Source organism: Pseudomonas sp. Sample_22 (assembly GCF_004307635.1).
Classification (GTDB): domain Bacteria; phylum Pseudomonadota; class Gammaproteobacteria; order Pseudomonadales; family Pseudomonadaceae; genus Aquipseudomonas.
On the sequence record NZ_RCNY01000062.1, the window covers coordinates 20751 to 39714 of the forward strand.

Annotated in this window: 21 protein-coding genes; 6 read left to right on the plus strand and 15 right to left on the minus strand. The window is 58.1% G+C overall.

The window, feature by feature from the left end; translation table 11 throughout:
* Positions 1-2: 2 nt before the first annotated feature.
* Positions 3-236: a DUF1161 domain-containing protein gene (locus tag D8U73_RS16530; protein ID WP_056854474.1), complete on the minus strand. Its 234-nt coding sequence runs from the start codon at positions 234-236 to the stop codon at positions 3-5.
* 180 nt (positions 237-416) lie between these two features.
* Complete coding sequence (locus D8U73_RS16535) at positions 417-848, minus strand: OsmC family protein (RefSeq protein WP_056854475.1); 432 nt, start codon at positions 846-848, stop codon at positions 417-419.
* Between the two features lie 240 nt (positions 849-1088).
* Between D8U73_RS16535 and D8U73_RS16540 the strand changes: the two genes are divergently transcribed.
* The gene (locus D8U73_RS16540) at positions 1089-2090 is read left to right on the plus strand and encodes an LLM class flavin-dependent oxidoreductase (protein WP_130905141.1); all 1002 of its coding nucleotides are present in this window, start codon (positions 1089-1091) and stop codon (positions 2088-2090) included.
* 63 nt (positions 2091-2153) lie between these two features.
* Here the strand turns inward: D8U73_RS16540 and D8U73_RS16545 are convergent, their stop codons facing one another.
* Both D8U73_RS16545 and D8U73_RS16550 read right to left on the minus strand, forming a co-directional pair.
* Positions 2154-2375, minus strand: a complete 222-nt coding sequence (locus D8U73_RS16545; RefSeq protein WP_056854493.1) for a DUF1161 domain-containing protein — start codon at positions 2373-2375, stop codon at positions 2154-2156.
* A gap of 119 nt (positions 2376-2494) precedes the next feature.
* A complete protein-coding gene (locus D8U73_RS16550) occupies positions 2495-2710 on the minus strand; it encodes a dodecin (protein WP_056854477.1) in 216 nt (71 codons plus the stop codon).
* Between the two features lie 158 nt (positions 2711-2868).
* Here D8U73_RS16550 and D8U73_RS16555 point away from each other — a divergent pair, with 158 nt between their 5' ends.
* Entirely contained in the window at positions 2869-3195 is a 327-nt protein-coding gene (locus D8U73_RS16555) for a DUF883 family protein (protein WP_056854478.1), read from the plus strand.
* On the opposite strand, the gene D8U73_RS16560 is transcribed toward D8U73_RS16555, so the two are convergent.
* A complete protein-coding gene (locus D8U73_RS16560; protein WP_130905142.1) occupies positions 3168-4085 on the minus strand; it encodes a LysR family transcriptional regulator in 918 nt (305 codons plus the stop codon). The two genes, D8U73_RS16555 and D8U73_RS16560, sit on opposite strands and share 28 nt — an antisense overlap.
* 124 nt (positions 4086-4209) lie before the next feature.
* On the opposite strand from D8U73_RS16560, the gene trpB reads away from it, so the two are divergent.
* Entirely contained in the window at positions 4210-5430 is a 1221-nt protein-coding gene (gene trpB / locus D8U73_RS16565; protein ID WP_056854480.1) for a tryptophan synthase subunit beta, read from the plus strand.
* Positions 5430-6242, plus strand: coding sequence for a tryptophan synthase subunit alpha (gene trpA, locus D8U73_RS16570; RefSeq protein ID WP_056854481.1), 813 nt, complete (start codon positions 5430-5432; stop codon positions 6240-6242). Before trpB ends, trpA begins: the two co-directional genes overlap by 1 nt.
* A gap of 98 nt (positions 6243-6340) precedes the next feature.
* Here the strand turns inward: trpA and D8U73_RS16575 are convergent, their stop codons facing one another.
* From D8U73_RS16575 to D8U73_RS16620, 10 genes are all read right to left on the minus strand, one after another.
* Positions 6341-8302: a DUF4105 domain-containing protein gene (locus D8U73_RS16575; protein WP_056854482.1), complete on the minus strand. Its 1962-nt coding sequence runs from the start codon at positions 8300-8302 to the stop codon at positions 6341-6343.
* Positions 8299-8619: a DUF2388 domain-containing protein gene (locus tag D8U73_RS16580; RefSeq protein ID WP_056854483.1), complete on the minus strand. Its 321-nt coding sequence runs from the start codon at positions 8617-8619 to the stop codon at positions 8299-8301. The genes D8U73_RS16575 and D8U73_RS16580 overlap by 4 nt, the downstream gene beginning before the upstream one ends.
* 28 nt (positions 8620-8647) lie before the next feature.
* Positions 8648-8965 carry a DUF2388 domain-containing protein gene (locus tag D8U73_RS16585; protein ID WP_056854484.1) on the minus strand — a complete coding sequence of 106 codons (318 nt, stop codon included), beginning with the start codon at positions 8963-8965 and terminating at the stop codon, positions 8648-8650.
* A gap of 107 nt (positions 8966-9072) precedes the next feature.
* A complete protein-coding gene (locus D8U73_RS16590; RefSeq protein ID WP_056854485.1) occupies positions 9073-9390 on the minus strand; it encodes a DUF2388 domain-containing protein in 318 nt (105 codons plus the stop codon).
* Positions 9391-9754: 364 nt separating this feature from the next.
* Positions 9755-9970, minus strand: coding sequence for a DUF1127 domain-containing protein (locus D8U73_RS16595; protein WP_007902752.1), 216 nt, complete (start codon positions 9968-9970; stop codon positions 9755-9757).
* Positions 9971-10289: 319 nt separating this feature from the next.
* A complete protein-coding gene (locus D8U73_RS16600) occupies positions 10290-11783 on the minus strand; it encodes an acetyl-CoA hydrolase/transferase family protein (protein WP_056854486.1) in 1494 nt (497 codons plus the stop codon).
* Positions 11784-11997: 214 nt separating this feature from the next.
* Positions 11998-13431: an NAD(P)(+) transhydrogenase (Re/Si-specific) subunit beta gene (locus D8U73_RS16605; RefSeq protein ID WP_056854487.1), complete on the minus strand. Its 1434-nt coding sequence runs from the start codon at positions 13429-13431 to the stop codon at positions 11998-12000.
* On the minus strand, positions 13428-13784 hold the full coding sequence (locus tag D8U73_RS16610) for an NAD(P) transhydrogenase subunit alpha (RefSeq protein WP_056854488.1): 357 nt from the start codon (positions 13782-13784) through the stop codon (positions 13428-13430). The genes D8U73_RS16605 and D8U73_RS16610 overlap by 4 nt, the downstream gene beginning before the upstream one ends.
* Before the next feature lie 11 nt (positions 13785-13795).
* Positions 13796-14917, minus strand: a complete 1122-nt coding sequence (locus D8U73_RS16615) for a Re/Si-specific NAD(P)(+) transhydrogenase subunit alpha (protein WP_056854489.1) — start codon at positions 14915-14917, stop codon at positions 13796-13798.
* Positions 14918-15352: 435 nt separating this feature from the next.
* Positions 15353-16252 carry a LysR family transcriptional regulator gene (locus D8U73_RS16620; protein ID WP_130905143.1) on the minus strand — a complete coding sequence of 300 codons (900 nt, stop codon included), beginning with the start codon at positions 16250-16252 and terminating at the stop codon, positions 15353-15355.
* Between the two features lie 157 nt (positions 16253-16409).
* Between D8U73_RS16620 and D8U73_RS16625 the strand changes: the two genes are divergently transcribed.
* Positions 16410-17591 carry an acyl-CoA dehydrogenase gene (locus tag D8U73_RS16625; protein WP_130905144.1) on the plus strand — a complete coding sequence of 394 codons (1182 nt, stop codon included), beginning with the start codon at positions 16410-16412 and terminating at the stop codon, positions 17589-17591.
* 13 nt (positions 17592-17604) lie between these two features.
* Positions 17605-18825, plus strand: coding sequence for a CaiB/BaiF CoA-transferase family protein (locus tag D8U73_RS16630; protein ID WP_056854491.1), 1221 nt, complete (start codon positions 17605-17607; stop codon positions 18823-18825).
* Positions 18826-18964 lie beyond the last annotated feature (139 nt).

The window sequence follows — 18964 nt, forward strand, 5'->3', positions numbered from 1 at the left end:
GGTCAGCGATCGTTCTTCTGGTAAATGATTTTCTTGGTGCCGTTCTCGCATGAGCCTACGACCATGTTCTGATCGTGCACTTCGTCGTTGGCCACGATCTCCAGGGTGTAGGACGTAACGCCACTTGCCTGGATCTTGGCTTCGATTTCGGCCTTGAGTTCTTCACAGGGCTTGGGTGCGGCAAAGGCCGATGTGGCCAACGCGCAACAGATAACCGCCAAGGCAAAACGTTTCATGGTTGAAGCTCCTTTTGAGGCAGCACGCATATCCGTGCGTTTGGGCTGCTGTCATTAATTCGACCACAGTTTTGCAAGCGTTGTTTGTTTCAAGGCAAAAAAGATCGCAGCCTTCGGCAGCTCCACAGATTCACGTTGACCCTGTAGGGGCTGCCTGAGGCTGCGATCTTTAATCAGTGTTCAACTGACCAGCGTGGCTTCCAGGGTGATCCTGGCATTCAGCACTTTGGAAACCGGGCATCCTTCCTTGGCCTTGTTGCTCAGCTCTTCGAACTGCGCCTGGCTGGCGCCGGGAATTTTCGCCTTGAGGATCAGTTTCACGGCCGTGATCGCAAAACCGCCATCCACCTGATCCAGCGTGACTTCGGCATTGGTATCAATACTGTCAGCCTTGAGGCCCGCGTCGCCGAGGATCATGGAAAATGCCATGGAAAAACAACCCGCGTGGGCGGCGCCGATCAGCTCTTCAGGGTTGGTGCCCTTGCCGCCTTCGAAGCGCGCCTTGAAGCCGTAGGGCGCTTCCCGAAGTACACCGGTTTCCGTGGAAATCGAGCCGATGCCGGTTTTCAGATCACCTTCCCAATGGGCTGATGCTTTCTTGATGATCGCCATGCTTGTCTCCTCCAGGATTCGGCACGAAGCGTCGTGCCTATTTGGTTTGGTTCGTCAGGGTTCTGAGGATAGACCTTGGCGCAAAGTTCATCTCATCTGATCCGTCCGCTTTTTTTGTACGAATTTTCCCCGTGCTATTGAAACTCGGGTATATGCCCTCATTGCATGTAACACGCTTTTGGATTCGGCAGGTTTTCGTTCGCGAGAAAAACCTGCGCCCTCAATTGGAGTAGCAGGTTTATGAAACGACTGTCCGATATCAAGTTCTCGACCCTCGATCTGGTGCCCGTGCGGGAAAACGGCAGCGCAGCGCAATCGCTGCGCAATTCGCTGGACCTGGCGCAGCATGTGGAAAAATTCGGCTACCACCGTTTTTGGGTCGCCGAACATCACAACATGGATGGCATTGCCAGTTCCGCGACCTCGGTGCTGTTGGGTTATCTGGCGGGGGGCACATCGACCATCCGTGTCGGTTCGGGTGGGGTGATGCTGCCCAACCACGCGCCATTGGTGATTGCTGAACAATTCGGCACCTTGGAAAGCCTTTATCCGGGGCGGATCGACCTTGGCCTCGGGCGTGCGCCGGGCTCGGATCAGATGACCGCCCGCGCCCTGCGCCGTGAACGTTCCGGCAGTGCCGACGATTTTCCGGAAGATGTTGCGGAACTGGCGCGTTACCTCGGCCCTCGCACGCCGGATCAGCGCGTCATCGCGATGCCGGGCACCGGTACGAATGTTCCGATCTGGCTGCTGGGGTCCAGCCTGTTCAGTGCGCAACTGGCGGGCGAAAGAGGATTGCCTTACGCCTTTGCGTCACATTTCGCACCGCGCTTCATGCACGAGGCGATTCGCGTCTACCGCAATCACTTCACACCTTCCGCGGTCCTGGACAAGCCCTACGTGATGCTCGGCGTACCGCTGGTGGCGGCTGACACCGATGAACAGGCGGACTATCTGGCCACCTCGGTGTTCCAGCGCATTCTCGCCCTGATGCGAGGCCAGAGCCTGGTCCAGCGCCCACCGGTGAAAACCATGGATGGCCTGTGGCTGCCCCATGAGCGAGAAGCGGTGAGCGATTTCCTCGGTCTGGCAATGATCGGCGGCCCGGAGAAAATCCGCGCCAGACTGGAAGTGTTGATCGAACAGACTCAGGCCGATGAGTTGATCTTTACCTGCGACCTGTATGAACATTCCGATCGTCTGCATTCCTACGAATTGTTGGCGCAAGTCATGAAAGGCTGATCTTCAGGCAGGCGTAAAAAGCCGACGTTTTGCGTCGGCTTTTTATTGTCTGAAGGAATCAGGCTATTTTTTGTAGACAATGACCTTGGTACCGCTTTCACAGGTGCCGACCACTTGCCCGCCGGCCTCGGTGCCTTTATCGACAATTTCCAGCGAATACCCGGAAACGCCCTTGGCATCCAGTTTTGCGGCGATTTCCGCTTTGAGCTCTTCGCATGACTTACCGGCGGCGAACACGGTGCCTGCAAGGCTCAATAATCCAATTGCCAAAATAAACTTCTTCATCAGTCGCATCCCCGGTCGGTTCAAAGGGGCGCCCAGCGTCGGCTGGACGCACTTATGTAGCGCTTTGCCATTCCCTATGGCAATCGGCCAGCGCGCAAGTTCAGAAGACGGGTCGACCCTCAGCTGCTGGCAATCCGGAATCCGACTTTCAGCGTCACCTGAAAGTGTGCAGCCTTGCCGTCCTGGATATGCCCACGGGTTTCGGTCACTTCAAACCATTCCATGTGTTTGATGCTTTTGGCCGCTTCAGCCAGGGCGTTGTTGATCGCATCTTCAATGCTGCTGGTGGATGAGCCAACCAATTCGACTTTCTTGTAGGTGTGATGGTCAGACATGGGGTTCTCCTTTTGGGTGTGAAGTACAGCCTAGCAGTGAATTTGTGTCTTACTTCTGTCGCTCGATCCGACATGGAAGTTCAGATTTACTGCACTTTCTCGAACCGCTGAAGTCCCAACCAACACACGCCACTCATCAACAATGCAGGAGAGCCACCATGGCCAACAGCTCGTTACGTAAAGCCTCATTGCAAAGCATGGAAGCGGAGATCGAGAGTCTGCTCAAATCCTTGGAAAACCTGAAGGAAGACGCCTCGGACGAGTCGCGTAAAACCCTCAAGGTGCTCAAAGGCAACGCCGAGAACGCATTGCGGCATTCGCGCCATCTGCTCGCCGATGCCTATGAAGAGGTCAAGGTCAAAACCCGTGAGACAGGTATTGCAACCCGGGACTACGCCCAGGAACACCCTTGGACTACAGCGGGTGTTGCCGTCGGTGCACTGGGCCTGTTGGCGGCTTACTTGCTATGCAAACGCGGTGACTGATCCGTCTGGCGCAACTCATTCTTGAGCCAATGCGCCAGTTGCCGGGCGCGCCCGTCCGCGGCGCGCTTGGGTAGCCACAGCGCCAGATGTGCCGGGGTTTCGCTGAAACCCCATGGCGCTACCAAACGGCCGGCCTTCAAATCTTCAGCCACCAGCGGCTCCGGGGCAATCGCCACACCCAGCCCGGCCACGGCCGCTTCCAGCAAGTAATACAAATGTTCGAAACCCTGTCCGTACTTCAACGCCTTGGCGTCGAGGCCGCTTTGTTGCACCCAGCTGGGCCAGGCCTGCGGCCGGGAAGTGGTGTGCAGCAACGATTCATTGAGCAACGCGCTGGGCGGTGCCGTTTTCAGGCGCTCGAAGCCGGCGAACCGCGGGCTCATGACCGGGCCGATCCGCTCGCTGGTCAGTTCGAAGACCTGCATGTCCGCAGGCCAGGGCGGCTCGGCAAAAACCAGCAAGGCATCCAGGCCCGGGCGACGCGGATCGAGATCGCCTTCCCCGGCAGACAGGTGCAAACGCAGGTCAGGCAAGTCGGCATTCAATCGACCCAGGCGCGGAATGAACCAGCGTGCCAGGAGGCTCCCCGAACAACCCAGCACAAATGGCGCATCCGCCGTGCTTTGCGTGAGCTCGGCGCAAACCGTACGCAAGCGTTCGAAAGCTTCAGCACTGGCGTCGCGTAGCCGCATTCCGGCATCTGTGAGTTTAAGGCCGCGGCCATCCTTGACGAAAAGGCTGACGCCGAGGTGTTCTTCCAGCACCTTGAGCTGGCGGCTGACTGCGCCGTGAGTTACGTGCAACTGCTCCGCTGCCTGACTGACACTGTTCAGCCGGGCGGTTGCCTCGAAGGCGCGCAGGGCATTGAGCGGGGGGAGGTCGTGGCTCATTTTATCTGTGAGTTTTCCTGACAGGTTATGGCGATCTTATCGGTTTTCAGTCGAGGACGTCAGGGGTAGAGTGGACCCCACTGTCTCTTTATGCCCCATTCACGCATTCAACTGGAGCGCCCAAATGACCCAGACCAATCTGCGCAACGGCCCTGATGCCAACGGCCTGTTTGGCGCGTTCGGCGGCCGTTACGTTGCCGAAACCCTGATGCCGTTGATCCTCGATCTGGCCCGCGAATACGAAGCGGCCAAGGAAGATCCGGCATTCAAAGAAGAATTGGCCTACTTCCAGCGCGATTACGTCGGTCGTCCAAGTCCTCTGTATTTCGCCGAACGCCTGACCGAGTTCTGCGGCGGTGCGAAGATTTACCTCAAGCGTGAAGAGCTAAACCACACCGGCGCGCACAAGATCAACAATTGCATCGGCCAGATCCTGCTGGCGCGGCGCATGGGCAAGAAACGCATCATCGCCGAAACCGGCGCTGGCATGCATGGTGTGGCGACTGCCACCGTGGCCGCGCGTTTTGGTCTCGATTGCGTGATCTACATGGGTACCACTGACATCGAACGTCAGCAGGCCAACGTATTTCGCATGAAGCTGCTGGGCGCCGAGGTGATTCCAGTCGTGGCCGGCACCGGCACTCTCAAGGACGCGATGAACGAAGCCTTGCGTGACTGGGTGACCAACGTCGACAGCACCTTCTACCTGATCGGCACCGTAGCCGGTCCGCACCCGTATCCAGCGATGGTTCGCGACTTCCAGGCCGTCATCGGCAAGGAAACCCGTGATCAACTGCAAGCCCAGGAAGGCCGTCTGCCGGACAGCCTGGTGGCGTGCATCGGCGGCGGCTCCAACGCCATGGGCTTGTTCCATCCGTTCCTCGACGACAAGAGCGTTGAAATCATCGGTGTTGAAGCAGCCGGTTATGGCATTGAAACCGGCAAGCACGCAGCCAGCCTCAATGGTGGTGTACCCGGCGTGCTGCATGGTAACCGCACCTTCCTGCTGCAGGACGAAGATGGCCAGATCATCGATGCCCACTCGATTTCCGCCGGCCTCGACTATCCGGGTATTGGTCCGGAACACGCCTGGTTGCATGACATCGGCCGCGTTCAGTACACCTCGGTGACTGATGACGAAGCCCTTGCGGCGTTCCATCAATGCTGCCGTCTGGAAGGGATCATTCCTGCCCTGGAAAGCGCCCATGCCCTGGCTGAAGTGTTCAAGCGCGCCCCGAACCTGCCGAAGGATCACCTGATGGTCGTCAACCTGTCCGGCCGTGGCGACAAAGACATGCAAACCGTGATGCACCACATGGAACAATCGAAGCAGGAGAAACACTGATGAGCCGCCTGCAAACACGTTTTTCCGAACTCAAGGAACAGAACCGTGCCGCGCTGGTGACCTTTGTCACCGCTGGCGACCCGAGCTACGACACCTCGTTGGCCATCCTCAAAGGCTTGCCGGCAGCCGGCGCTGACGTGATCGAACTGGGCATGCCCTTCACCGATCCGATGGCCGACGGCCCAGCGATCCAGCTCGCCAACATCCGTGCCCTGGGTGCCAGGCAGAACCTGGCGAAAACCCTGGAAATGGTTCGTGAATTCCGCAAGGACAACAACGAAACCCCGCTGGTGCTGATGGGCTACTTCAACCCCATCCACATGTACGGCGTGCCACGTTTCATCGCCGAAGCGAAAGAGGCCGGCGTCGATGGCTTGATCGTGGTCGACATGCCGCCTGAGCATAACGGCGAACTGTGCGACCCGGCGCAGGCTGCCGGCATCGACTTCATCCGCCTGACCACGCCGACCACCGATGACGTGCGTTTGCCAACGGTGCTCAATGGCAGCTCCGGCTTCGTGTACTACGTGTCCGTGGCCGGTGTGACCGGTGCTGGCGCCGCAACGCTGGAACATGTCGAAGAAGCGGTCGCTCGCCTGCGCCGTCATACCGATCTGCCGATCAGTATCGGTTTTGGCATTCGCACACCAGAACAAGCGGCGGCCATCGCGCGTCTGGCCGATGGTGTGGTGGTGGGGTCGGCGTTGATCGATCACATCGCCAATGCCACTACGCCGGACCAGGCAATCGATGGTGTATTGAGCCTGTGCTCGGCGCTGGCCGACGGCGTGCGCCAGGCACGCGTCAGCTGAGGGTGATTTCCCCGACGTACGGGAATCAACAAAAAGGCTTCAGAACTCGGTTCTGAAGCCTTTTTTTGTTGCGTGTCAGGGGAGGGGAAAGGCCTATATCAAGGCAACTCCAGCCCACCCGACGCCTTGTGCAATTTACGCAGATGCTCGCCAATTTGTTTCACGTTAGCCTCGTTGGCAGCCATTTCGGCTGCTCGGGACGGTTCGAGCAGCGCCCGTACTTCCTTGTCCAGATCCCCGGTCAAGGCTTGAAGCTGCTTTTGCCGCAGGCTGCTTTCCGACTCCAGGCGCTGCCATTCATTCGGCTGCGGCAAGCCGTATCCTCCGCTGCCGAGCAATTCGGCCGGTCGACTGAGGAAGCCGCTGTTATCGAGAATCTGCCTCAGCGTTGCATTAGCCTTGTCCATCCCGCCGTTTTTCAATTCTCGAGCGCCCAGGTAACGCTGTTTGACTTCGTCCTGAGCCAGCAACAACTGGCGCCGGAAGCTTGCTTGCTCGAGCAACAGAAGGGCCGCGCTGGTGCGCAGATCTGCCTGTTCGAACCACGTGCGGCGCTCTTCGGCCTTCAAGTCCAGCCAGTCTTCGACGGTTTCCTGTTTGACCGGCAGGCTTTTTTTCAGCACATCAAACATCGCTTGATAGCGATCCCGGAACGAGTCGAACCGATAGCCCAGGCGCAGTGCTTCGCGGGGATCGTCCAGCACACTGGTGTCCGCCAGCCCGCGCCCTTTCAGCACTTCCAGCAGGCCGTTGGGCATGATGTTGTCCAGAGCAACCAGTTTTGAATTGTTAGTGCCACTGCGCAGTAACTTCAGCTCCTCTACGGCGCAATTGTTGGAGAGGAAAAAGTAGTTGCCGTCGTAACTCCAGTGCATCTCGGCGGCGCGCTCAACCACACCTTCGATCTCGCTGCGCGAAAGGTCCAGCGGTACGGATGCCAGGCTGCGCAATTCAGTCTTGGTGTACTCGTCAATGACTTGAGCCAGCGGTAATACAAACAGACGTGACGGATATTTACCCACCAGACCGTCCCAGCTCGACAGCTGCACGTCGCCGACAAAGGCCCGATATGACAGCACCAGATGCTGGTCCAGATCCAACCGACAATCCGGCCCGCGTGGGCGTCCCGGTGCGCAGATCACCAGACGCAACATGCTGTGGCCCCATCGACTGACCCAGTTCTGGTTAGCCTCGGCCAGCAAATAGTCGACGGCATAAACTCGCTCTGGATCGACCTGGCCCAGCGGGGTTTTGGCAAAATCATTGCCGGCATTCAGGAAAGCGAAGGTTTTACCGCAGTCGCTCTTGGCGGTGGGTGCCCATCCAAAGTGCTCTTTGTAATAGCGGTACAGCGCCGGACGACGGCAGGCATAACTCGGGTCAAGCAGGAAATACTCCATGTTGACCGCGACGAATTCCTTAGGGCTGCTGGTCTCGTAGATGTCCGGGCTGCGGGCAATCTGGCGGTTGTGCTGTTCACGCTCACCACGACGACCCACGTATTGCGGCCAACCGGCGAGATCAAGCAAGCGCGGATCGTCGCTGAGGGTAAAGCGGCGGCCAGACTGGCCTCGGCATTCATCTGGAATACCGACCAGCCCTGCGCTGCTGTCCTGGCGGGTACAGCGCTGAATCAGCGAGCGCTGCGCCTGTGGCCACAAACGCGAGCGATCATAAATGTGGGTCAGTTCGTGCAGAACCGTGGCCAGCATTTCCCGACGCACTGTGCCGTGAGGACGATAGGTTTTCTTGGTGGCTGCGCTGCCATCGGTGAGGCTGGCCAGCAGATTGCGGTTCAAATCGAGCTCAGAAACCGGGGACGCCTGGCCGTAGGCGTTGGCGGGCATGTCATCGGTCCAGCCGACGTCAATTCGACGGTCGAGTTGCTTGATGAAATGCGGCGGCAATGCCTGCATGGCTTCATCCAGCAATGCCTGGCTGGCCTGCTGCTGTGCGGGGCTCAGGCCTTCGGTCTTGAGATGCAGTTCGAGGTCGGCGTGGGCCATGTTGCCGAGCAGCAACATGACCCCGGCCAACAGCCAGGTGACTGGAGACCTCACAGTGCGAGGATGGCTTCAGCGAGATCCTGATCACTGGCGTCTCGGGCTTCCGGAACGCGGGTGCGCAACAAACTGAAAGCCGATTCCAGGTGCGCACCACGGATGTCTCCGTTACTGGCGACAAAGCTGGCGGCATCGTCTTGAGCTTCGCGGACGATTTTCGAGTCGCGAATGGACGTTGTTGTATCAGACGTGAAATCGAGTGTGCGCTGGGTCGCGCGGATAAGGATGTTACTGGTGGCAACCAGGGTATGGGCCTGTGCCACATCGGCCAACAACAGCAGGCCGAGGGTGGCGGCAATCAGCGGGTTACGCATGGAACGACTCCGGAGAAACTTGGGATAACTATTGGACGAGAATTGCCTGTGCCAGTTCAAGGTCGCTTGCATGAAGTTTTGGCTGGGTCCGGCGCAGGTAAGACAGGGCCGATTCCAGTTGTGCGCCTCTGAGTTGGCCATCACTGGCGATGAACGCCGCGGCATCATCCCGGGCGGCGAGCAGCAGTTTATGGTCGAAGGGCGCGGAGGTCACCATGCTTGTGGCGTAACCGCTGGCTACGGTGCCTTGCGTGGACAGGTTGAAGGCATCGAAAGCCTGGGCCGCGCCTGAGTAGGTGGCCGCAAAAAACAGTGAAGGGATTAACAGATATGAAAAAAAACGCATGAGACTCGACAGTTGAAAGTGAGTCTCAAGGCTAGCGCAAGGCCCGGTCTAGAGCCAGCGTCGAAATATCGGGACACGTCTGACGTGTCCCTCTTCAAAGCAGTCGCTTAGATCGTCAGGATCGCCTGTGCCAGTTGTGCGTCTGTCGCGTTGAGTTGTGGCGCCTGATGGCGAATGTGGTCGAGAGCGCTTTCCAGTTTTACGCCACGGATGGCGCCTTCACTGGCAACGAAGCTGGCAGCGTCGTCACGGGCCGCGAGTACAATTTTGTCGTCTCTAAAAGAAGACGTGACGTCGGAGGTCGCGTCCGATGTGGCCTTGAGTGCACCAACGACGGCATCGGTGGTCACGATGAAGCTGGTGGCGTGGGAATTGGCAGCCACGGCAAGCAGGGCTGCAGCGCTAAGCAGACGAAGACGGGACATGGTGTAACTCCTTTTGATGGGCAATTTTAAGGTGGCGCTCTGTGCGGAGTCTGACGCCAGACGCTTGGCATTCGCCACTTATTGGTTTGATATTAGGCCTGTGCGCAACGATTCGCACAGTGTCGTTTGTTCGGGCCGGGATATTGGCTGATTTGCGTGACGCTGATCAGGTTCTCTGAAGACGTGAAATGCCAAAATTGTACTGGTTAGAATATCAATACTTAAAACTGTACCTATTTGAATCAGATGGCCGAAATTCTGGCTCCAAAACGACGAAACCCGTCGTGGTTTCCCACGACGGGTTTCGTTTTTTCAATTCGGGTTGCTGGCGATGGACCATCAGGTCAGGGCCAGCGACGCTAACTTAGCGCCAGAACGGCTTGCTCAGCTCTTCGTAGCGTTGTGCTTCGCTAATCCCGGCATCAGCCAGCAGACGCGAATCCAGACGAGCCAGTTGATGGCGGCTGGAGATGCGGCGCTGCCACAGCATCAGGTTGGCGATAACGCGCAGAGGCATGGAAGCCTGGGTTTTTGCAGCAGTGTCTTCGAAGAACAGTTCGGAACTGAGTGTACGTTCCATGATTGACATCCTTCCGCTTGTGGCGGGATTAGGTAGTGGTTTAACTGGTGCCCATGATCCTCTCTCTTGCCTAGCCACTGTAGATACAGTTCATCTGTATTGTGAGGGCTCAGTTAACTGTTTATAGGCGGTGTACTGGTCTAAATTGAGGCAACTGTACTTGTCTGCGCCATTATGGTGCATTTTCGGCCATTAAGACTTGATGAGTAGGCTATAGCTGTAGGAAAAGACCGGTACAGCAGTACAGTTTTTGTAAGTAAAGCGTCTTGCAATTGCCCGCTGACGAAACTGTGTTTGCGTCAGCGGCAATCTGTACCAATTAACTGGCGATCATTCGCCCGGTTTCTTCCAGGTTCATGTGCCAGCTCAGGGCATCACGCAGGATATGCGGGGTATGTCCGCCCACTGCGCAAGCCTTTTCAAAATAATCGCTGAGGGCCTGGCGGTAATCCGGGTGTACGCAGTTGTCGATGATCACCCGCGCCCGCTCGCGGGGCGCCAGGCCGCGCAGATCGGCCAAACCGATTTCGGTGACCAGGATGTCGACGTCATGCTCGGTGTGGTCGACATGGCTGACCATCGGCACCACGCTGGAAATCGCGCCGCCCTTGGCAATCGACTTGGTCACGAAGATCGCCAGGTGCGCATTGCGTGCAAAGTCACCCGAACCGCCAATCCCATTCATCATCCGCGTGCCGCAGACGTGGGTGGAGTTGACGTTGCCATAGATGTCGAACTCAAGCGCCGTGTTGATACCGATGATCCCGAGGCGACGTACCACTTCGGGGTGATTGGAGATCTCCTGAGGGCGCAGCACCAGTTTGTCCTTGTAGCGCTCCAGGTTGCCGAACACGTCAGCATTGCGGCGGCTGGAGAGGGTGATGGAGCTTCCCGAAGCAAAGCTCAGCTTGCCCGCGTCGATCAGGTCGAACGTCGAGTCCTGCAGCACTTCGGAATACATCGTCAGGTCTTCGAAAGGCGAGTCGATCAGGCCGCACATCACCGAGTTGGCGATGGTACCGATCCCGGCCTGCAGCGGCCCGAGCTTATTGGTCATGCGCCCGGCGTCCACTTCCTGCTTGAAGAAGTCGATCAAGTGATCGGCAATGGCTTGGGTGTCGGCGTCGGGTGGCAGCACGGTGGATGGTGAGTCCGGTTGCTGGGTGATGACGATCGCCACAATCTTTTCCGGCGGGATCGGGATTGCGCTGCTGCCAATGCGATCGTCGACCTTGACCAGTGGGATCGGCGTGCGGGTCGGACGATAGGTCGGAATATAGATGTCGTGCAGACCTTCGAGATTCGGGTTGTGTGCCAGGTTGATCTCGACGATCACGTGTTTGGCGAAAATCGCGAAGCTGGCCGAGTTACCCACCGATGTAGTCGGCACGATATGGCCTTGCTCGGTGATGGCCACGGCTTCGATCACCGCGATATCTGGCAACTTGAGCTGTTGATTGCGCAGTTGCTCGACGGTTTCCGAAAGGTGTTGATCGATGAACATCACCTCGCCTGCGTTAATCGCCTTGCGCAAGGTGCTGTCCACCTGGAACGGCATGCGGCGTGACAGCACGCCGGCTTCGGTGAGTTGCTTGTCGAGGTCGTTGCCCAGACTGGCGCCGGTCATCAGGCTGATCTTCAGCGGCGTGACCTTGGCTCGCTCCGCCAGTGCGTGGGGTACGGCCTTGGCTTCGCCGGCGCGGGTGAAGCCGCTCATGCCAACGGTCATGCCGTCCTGAATCAGAGCGGCGGCGTCGGCAGCGCTCATCACTTTGTCCAACAACGATGGCAGGCGAATACGGTCACGGTACATGGATTGTTATCTCGGGCAACGGGTATCAGGATGCGCAGTCTAGTTAATTTCGCTAGCCGCTGTCCCGCTACCAAGGTCGCAAACGAGGCGTCTATTTCGGGGCTTTCAAGCAAAACACCGTTACCGGATCGGTAACAAAGACGTCGATTGTCCGACGCTTTGCACAAACAAAAACGCCCCGACGAGTCGGGGCGTTTCAGTCGTGCCGAGAGATTTATTCGACGGCTTTAACCATGTCTTCGATGACTTTCTTGGCGTCGCCGAACACCATCATGGTCTTGTCCAGGTAGAACAGTTCGTTGTCCAGACCGGCATAGCCGCTGGCCATCGAGCGCTTGTTGACGATGATGGTCTTGGCCTTGAACGCTTCGAGAATCGGCATGCCGGCAATCGGCGATTTCGGATCGTTCTTGGCGGCCGGGTTGACCACGTCGTTCGCGCCGAGTACCAGCACCACGTCTGCCTGGCCGAACTCGGAGTTGATGTCTTCCATCTCGAACACCTGGTCGTAAGGCACTTCGGCCTCGGCCAGCAACACGTTCATGTGGCCCGGCATACGACCTGCAACCGGGTGGATCGCGTACTTCACGGTCACGCCGCGGTGGGTCAGCTTCTCGGTCAGTTCCTTCAATGCATGCTGCGCCCGCGCTACCGCCAGGCCGTAGCCCGGGACGATGATCACGGTGTCGGCGTTGGTCAGCAGGAAGGTCGCGTCATCAGCCGAACCGGATTTCACCGGGCGGGCTTCCTTCGCGCCTGCAGGACCTGCATCGGCTGTATTGCCGAAACCGCCGAGCAATACATTAAAGAAGGAGCGGTTCATCGCCTTGCACATGATGTACGAGAGGATCGCACCGCTTGAGCCCACCAGCGAACCGGCGATGATCAGCATCGAGTTGTTCAGCGAGAAACCAATGCCCGCCGCTGCCCAGCCGGAATAGCTGTTGAGCATCGACACCACTACCGGCATGTCGGCGCCACCGATCGGGATGATGATCAGCACACCCATGACGAAGGCCAGAGCCAGCATCACGGCGAAGGCAGTCAGGTTGCCCGTCAGCATGTAGGTCACGCCCAGTGCCAGCGTGGCTACACCCAACAGCAGGTTCAGTTTGTGCTGACCGCTGAACTGTACCGGTGCGCCCTGGAACAGGCGGAACTTGTACTTGCCCGACAGTTTGCCGAACGCGATCACCGAGCCGGAGAAAGTGATTGCACCAATGGCCGCGCCCAGGAACAGCTCCAGGCGGTTACCTGCCGGAATGGCGTCGCCGAGTTGCTTGACGATGCCCAGCGATTGAGGTTCGACCACCGCCGCAATGGCAATGAACACCGCTGCCAGGCCAATCATGCTGTGCATGAAAGCGACCAGCTCAGGCATTTTGGTCATTTCAACGCGTTTGGCCATGATTGAACCGGCGGTACCGCCGATCAACAGGCCGACGATCACGTAGACGATGCCGTCGTGGGCCAGTTCGGATCCCAATTTGTAGATCAGGCCGACCGTCGTCAGGACTGCCAGACCCATGCCGAGCATGCCGAACAGGTTGCCGCGACGCGAGGTCGTTGGATGCGAGAGACCCTTGAGCGCCTGGATGAAGCAGACCGAGGCGATCAGGTACAGGGAAGTAACGAGGTTCATGCTCATGCTTGCTGCACCTCAGCCTTGACTGCTTCGGCCTTGGCTGCCGGAGCTTTTGCTGGCGCCGCTTTTTTCTTGAACATTTCCAGCATGCGACGGGTGACCAGGAAGCCACCGAACACATTGACCGCCGCCAGGGCTACGGCCAGGGTGCCCATGGTTTTGCCCAGGGGCGTGACGGTCAACGCGGCAGCGAGCATGGCGCCGACGATCACAATTGCCGAGATAGCGTTGGTCACCGCCATCAGGGGCGTGTGAAGCGCAGGTGTCACGTTCCAGACCACGTGATAACCGACATAAATCGCCAGCACGAAGATGATCAGGTTGTAGATACCGTCAGAGATCAGCATGTCTTCCATTGTTTTTATCCTCAGCCGTTCTTGCGCACGATCTGGCCGTCGCGGCACATCAGGCACGCGGCGACGATATCGTCTTCGAGGTTGATCACCAGTTGTCCTTCTTTATCGAACAACAGTTTCATGAAGTCCAGCAGGTTGCGCGCGTACAGCGCCGAAGCGTCGGCTGCCACCGCGCCGGCCAGGTTGGTAGGGCCGACAATGGTCACGCCATTTTCGACCACCACCTGATCGGCTACGGTCAGCGGGCAGTTACCGCCCTGAGCTGCCGCAAGGTCGACGACCACCGAACCCGGTTTCATCTGTGCCACGGTTTCCGCGCTCAGCAGCGTCGGTGCCTTGCGTCCCGGAATCAGCGCTGTGGTGATAACGATGTCAGCCTGTTTGGCGCGTTCGTGCACGGCTGCGGCCTGGCGCTGCATCCAGCTGGCGGGCATGGGGCGTGCGTAACCGCCGACACCAACGGCGCATTCGCGCTCTTCATCGGTCTCGTAAGGCACGTCGACGAACTTGGCGCCGAGAGATTCGATCTGCTCCTTGACTGCAGGACGCACGTCAGACGCCTCGATCACTGCTCCCAGGCGTTTTGCCGTGGCAATCGCCTGCAACCCGGCCACACCGGCACCGAGAATCAGAACGCGCGCCGCTTTCACGGTGCCGGCAGCGGTCATCAGCATTGGCATGAAGCGCGGATAGTAATGAGCTGCCAGCAACACCGCCTTGTAGCCGGCAATGTTGGCTTGCGATGACAGCACATCCAGGCTCTGAGCGCGGGACGTGCGGGGCGCGGCTTCCAGTGCGAATGCGGTAATGCCGCATTCGGCCATCTTGGCGATGGTTTCGTTGCTGAACGGATTGAGCATGCCCACCACAATGGTGCCGCTCTTGATCAGTGCGAGTTCGCTGTCGCTGGGGGCGACTACCTTAAGAATCAGCTCTGCGCCAAACACATCGCTGGCGCTGCCAATGCTTGCGCCCGCTGCTTCATAGGCACTGTCGACAACACTGGCGTTAATGCCGGCGCCGCTTTGTACAGTGACCTTATGACCTTGGCCGATCAGCTTCTTGATGGTTTCCGGGGTTGCAGCAACCCGTGTTTCACCGGTCTGGGTTTCGAGAGGAACACCAATGTGCACGTCAAATCTCCTGCGTGATCTTATTGAGTAAACCCATGCACTACGGATGGTGCGGCTGGGGCGGCCGATCAGCACGACCCCGCCAAATCAGGACGGGGCGCGGCATTTTGCAGGCGAACTTTGTGCCCTTCAAGGGATTATGACGGGTGACGGAAAATTAACTACAAGTCACCCCGTGACCGAATGTCGCAACCAACCGGCTCAATCCCTTGCAGGCCGTGCCTTGTAAGGATTTTGGCGCAAATTCAAGAAATTGGACATCGGCCGTATGAATGATGCGGCATCGGCCCTCAATAGTGGCGCAAAGCCGCGTCTTCAGGCGCTTGTGGGACGTTTGTACTGCTTTGCCAAACAGTTTGTGTTTAAGCGACATATCCGTATATCTGTAGGGTTTTTGAATAGCTGACTACGAGGTCAACAAAGCGGGCCGGGCCTTTATTCTTCTAGGCTATAGCTGTGCGCCTGCGTGACCAGCCAATCTCGAAAAGCCCTTAAAGATGCCGATTCGACCTTTCGCTCAGGAATCATCAAGTAATACGCCTTGATACTGGAGAGCGCCTGAGGGTTGGCGATGACCAGGCGTTTCTCTGTCAATTCGCGTTGAATCAGGAATGGCGGAATCAATGCAATGCCCATGTCGTGCATCGCCGCCTGGGCGAGCATTGAGAATAGCTCGTAGCGCGGGCCTGTCATGTCTCGAGGGATGTTCAGATGCTGGGAGTTGAACCACTGACGCCAGGCATACGGCCGGGTGGTTTGCTGCAGGAGTGGGAGTTCTGCGATTTCTTCGGGGGAAAGGACGGTTTTCTTTCCGAGTAGGCCGGGGCTGCAAACGGGCATGGGATTTTCGCCCATCAAGCGGTGGGATTCCGTACCCGACCAATCCGCGTCGCCAAAGTAAATCGCGGCATCGAAGTCCGTGTCGGCAAACAGGAAGGGCCGCGTCCGGTTGGTCAGGTTGACCGTCACTTCGGGATGTTTGTGTTGGAAGTCTTTGAGTCGCGGCAGTAACCACTGGGTGCCGAAAGTCGGTACCACGGCCAGCTCGATTACGTTGGCGCCCTGCTGGCCCATCACCGACAAAGTGTCGCGCTCGACTGCGTCGAGTTGAGTGGCAACCCGACGGCTGTAGGAAAGCCCGGCTTCAGTCAGCTTTACACCGCGCCGTGAGCGTCGAAAGAGTTCCACATTCAGGAACTCTTCCAGGCTGGCGATCTGTCGACAGATTGCACCTTGGGTCAGCGAAAGCTCCTCGGCTGCTTTGGTAAAGCTTTCGTGTCGCGCTGCCGCTTCAAAGCTTATCAGGGCGGTTGTGCTGGGTATCTTTCTACGCATGTACGTCCACCTCACTAATACATCGCCTCAAATGCATTGCGCGACGTTTCGGAGTGAGAAATTAGCACAACAGTATGCGAAATCCTCGTTTGCCGTGACGCCGAACCCAGCCTAGGATCAGTCCACGTTATTTGACCTGTTTCGAGAGGACACACTCATGGCCGGTAAAGCTAGCTTCAACTGGATCGATCCCCTGCTGCTGGATCAACAGCTCACCGAAGAAGAGCGCATGATTCGCGACACCGCTGCGCAGTTCGCTCAGCAGAAGCTCGCGCCGCGGGTTCTCGAAGCTTTCCGCCATGAAAAGACCGATCCGGCGATCTTTCGCGAGATGGGGGAGGTGGGCCTGTTGGGTGCCACCATTCCTGAGCAATACGGCGGCAGCGGCCTGAACTACGTCAGCTATGGCCTGATTGCCCGTGAAGTCGAGCGTGTCGATTCGGGCTACCGCTCGATGATGAGTGTGCAATCCTCGCTGGTGATGGTGCCGATCAACGAATTCGGTACCGAAGCTCAAAAGCAGAAATACCTGCCGAAACTGGCTTCCGGCGAATGGATCGGTTGCTTCGGACTGACGGAGCCTAACCACGGTTCCGACCCGGGCGCGATGATTACTCGTGCGCGTAAAGTGGAAGGCGGCTACAGCTTGACCGGTAGCAAGATGTGGATCACCAACAGCCCGATCGCTGACGTTTTTGTCGTTTGGGGCAAGGACGATGCGGGTGATATCCGCGGATTCGTTCTGGAGAAAGGCTGGAAGGGCCTTAGCGCACCGGCTATTCACGGCAAGGTCGGCCTGCGTGCATCGATCACCGGTGAAATCGTGATGGACAACGTATTCGTGCCGGAAGAGAACATTTTTCCGGATGTCCGAGGCTTGAAAGGACCGTTCACCTGTCTGAACTCCGCTCGGTACGGTATTTCCTGGGGTGCGCTGGGTGCTGCCGAGTTCTGCTGGCACACCGCTCGCCAATACACGCTGGATCGTCAGCAGTTCGGTCGCCCGTTGGCTGCGACTCAGCTGATCCAGAAGAAGCTGGCCGACATGCAGACCGAAATCACCATGGCGTTGCAGGGCTGCCTGCGCTTGGGTCGTATGAAGGACGAAGGTACTGCGGCAGTCGAAATCACTTCGATGATGAAGCGTAACTCCTGCGGCAAGTCGCTGGACATTGCGCGCATGGCCCGTGACATGTTGGGTGGCAACGGTATCTCTGATGAGTTCGGCGTTGCTCGTCACCTGGTCAACCTGGAAGTGGTGAATACCTATGAAGGTACACACGACGTCCACGCGCTGATTCTTGGTCGCGCGCAGACCGGCATCCAGGCGTTCTATTAATAGGAGAACGACCATGGGCGCGCTTTCACATCTACGGGTACTGGATTTGTCGCGGGTATTGGCCGGGCCGTGGGCCGGGCAGATCCTCGCCGACCTTGGCGCCGAAGTGATCAAGGTCGAGCGCCCTGGCAACGGTGACGACACGCGCGCCTGGGGGCCGCCCTTCCTTAAGGACGCTTATGGCGAGAACACCAGCGAGGCCGCTTATTATCTGTCGGCCAATCGCAACAAGCAGTCGGTCACCATCGACTTCACGCGCCCTGAAGGTCAGAAGCTGGTGCGTGATCTGGCGGCCAAATCAGACATCCTGATCGAGAACTTCAAGGTGGGTGGTCTGGCCGCTTATGGGCTGGACTACGAAGCACTAAGGTCGATTAACCCGAATCTGATCTATTGCTCGATTACCGGGTTTGGTCAGACCGGGCCGTATGCCAAGCGCGCTGGCTACGACTTCATGATCCAGGGGCTCGGCGGGCTCATGAGTCTGACGGGTCGACCTGAGGGTGAGGAAGGCGCCGGGCCGGTTAAAGTGGGCGTTGCGCTGACGGACATCCTGACAGGGCTCTATTCGACCGTGGCAATCCTCGCAGCGCTTGCGCATCGCGATCATGATGGTGGCGGACAGCATATCGATATGGCGCTGCTCGATGTTCAGGTGGCGTGCCTGGCTAACCAGGCGATGAATTACCTGACAACGGGTAATGCGCCGAAGCGCCTGGGCAATGCGCATCCGAACATCGTGCCTTATCAGGACTTTCCTACTGCTGACGGCGACTTCATCCTCACCGTGGGCAATGACGGACAGTTCCGAAAGTTCGCTGAAGTGGCTGGGCAACCCCAGTGGGCAGACGATCCTCGTTTCGCAACCAACAAGCAGCGGGTGGCCAACCGAGCGGTGCTGATTCCACTGATCCGCCAGGCGACGGTGTTCAAAACTACCGCTGAGTGGGTGGCTGAGCTCGAACGGGCTGGCGTGCCCTGCGGGCCGATCAACGATCTGGCGCAAATGTTTGCCGATCCGCAGGTCAAGGCGCGAGGGCTGGCTATTGAATTGCCGCATGCGCTGGCTGGCATGGTGCCTCAGGTAGCAAGTCCTATTCGTTTGTCCGAAACGCCGGTGGAGTACCGCCAAGCGCCGCCATTGTTGGGTGAGCATACGCTGGAAGTGCTGCAGCGAGTGCTGGGGCTGGATGCGGGTGTGGTGGCTGCGTTGAAGGACGCAGGTGTGCTCTGAAGGCGCCTTCTATATAGAAGGCGCGGGTTTTGTGTGTGCAGGAGCGCTGTTTTCTTGCCTTTCGTAAGTTATTGATAGAAAAACCAAATCAACGCTTGACGGCAGATTTCAGGTGTCTATAATTCGCCCCACTTCCGGC

Bases quoted from the DNA above. Each gene is read 5' to 3' on its own strand.
- D8U73_RS16530 (WP_056854474.1), bottom strand. From the start codon at position 236: ATGAAACGTTTTGCCTTGGCGGTTATCTGTTGCGCGTTGGCCACATCG.
- D8U73_RS16535 (WP_056854475.1), bottom strand. From the start codon at position 848: ATGGCGATCATCAAGAAAGCATCAGCCCATTGGGAAGGTGATCTGAAA.
- D8U73_RS16540 (WP_130905141.1), top strand. From the start codon at position 1,089: ATGAAACGACTGTCCGATATCAAGTTCTCGACCCTCGATCTGGTGCCC.
- D8U73_RS16545 (WP_056854493.1), bottom strand. From the start codon at position 2,375: ATGAAGAAGTTTATTTTGGCAATTGGATTATTGAGCCTTGCAGGCACC.
- D8U73_RS16550 (WP_056854477.1), bottom strand. From the start codon at position 2,710: ATGTCTGACCATCACACCTACAAGAAAGTCGAATTGGTTGGCTCATCC.
- D8U73_RS16555 (WP_056854478.1), top strand. From the start codon at position 2,869: ATGGCCAACAGCTCGTTACGTAAAGCCTCATTGCAAAGCATGGAAGCG.
- D8U73_RS16560 (WP_130905142.1), bottom strand. From the start codon at position 4,085: ATGAGCCACGACCTCCCCCCGCTCAATGCCCTGCGCGCCTTCGAGGCA.
- trpB (WP_056854480.1), top strand. From the start codon at position 4,210: ATGACCCAGACCAATCTGCGCAACGGCCCTGATGCCAACGGCCTGTTT.
- trpA (WP_056854481.1), top strand. From the start codon at position 5,430: ATGAGCCGCCTGCAAACACGTTTTTCCGAACTCAAGGAACAGAACCGT.
- D8U73_RS16580 (WP_056854483.1), bottom strand. From the start codon at position 8,619: ATGCGTAACCCGCTGATTGCCGCCACCCTCGGCCTGCTGTTGTTGGCC.
- D8U73_RS16585 (WP_056854484.1), bottom strand. From the start codon at position 8,965: ATGCGTTTTTTTTCATATCTGTTAATCCCTTCACTGTTTTTTGCGGCC.
- D8U73_RS16590 (WP_056854485.1), bottom strand. From the start codon at position 9,390: ATGTCCCGTCTTCGTCTGCTTAGCGCTGCAGCCCTGCTTGCCGTGGCT.
- D8U73_RS16595 (WP_007902752.1), bottom strand. From the start codon at position 9,970: ATGGAACGTACACTCAGTTCCGAACTGTTCTTCGAAGACACTGCTGCA.
- D8U73_RS16600 (WP_056854486.1), bottom strand. From the start codon at position 11,783: ATGTACCGTGACCGTATTCGCCTGCCATCGTTGTTGGACAAAGTGATG.
- D8U73_RS16605 (WP_056854487.1), bottom strand. From the start codon at position 13,431: ATGAGCATGAACCTCGTTACTTCCCTGTACCTGATCGCCTCGGTCTGC.
- D8U73_RS16610 (WP_056854488.1), bottom strand. From the start codon at position 13,784: ATGGAAGACATGCTGATCTCTGACGGTATCTACAACCTGATCATCTTC.
- D8U73_RS16620 (WP_130905143.1), bottom strand. From the start codon at position 16,252: ATGCGTAGAAAGATACCCAGCACAACCGCCCTGATAAGCTTTGAAGCG.
- D8U73_RS16625 (WP_130905144.1), top strand. From the start codon at position 16,410: ATGGCCGGTAAAGCTAGCTTCAACTGGATCGATCCCCTGCTGCTGGAT.
- D8U73_RS16630 (WP_056854491.1), top strand. From the start codon at position 17,605: ATGGGCGCGCTTTCACATCTACGGGTACTGGATTTGTCGCGGGTATTG.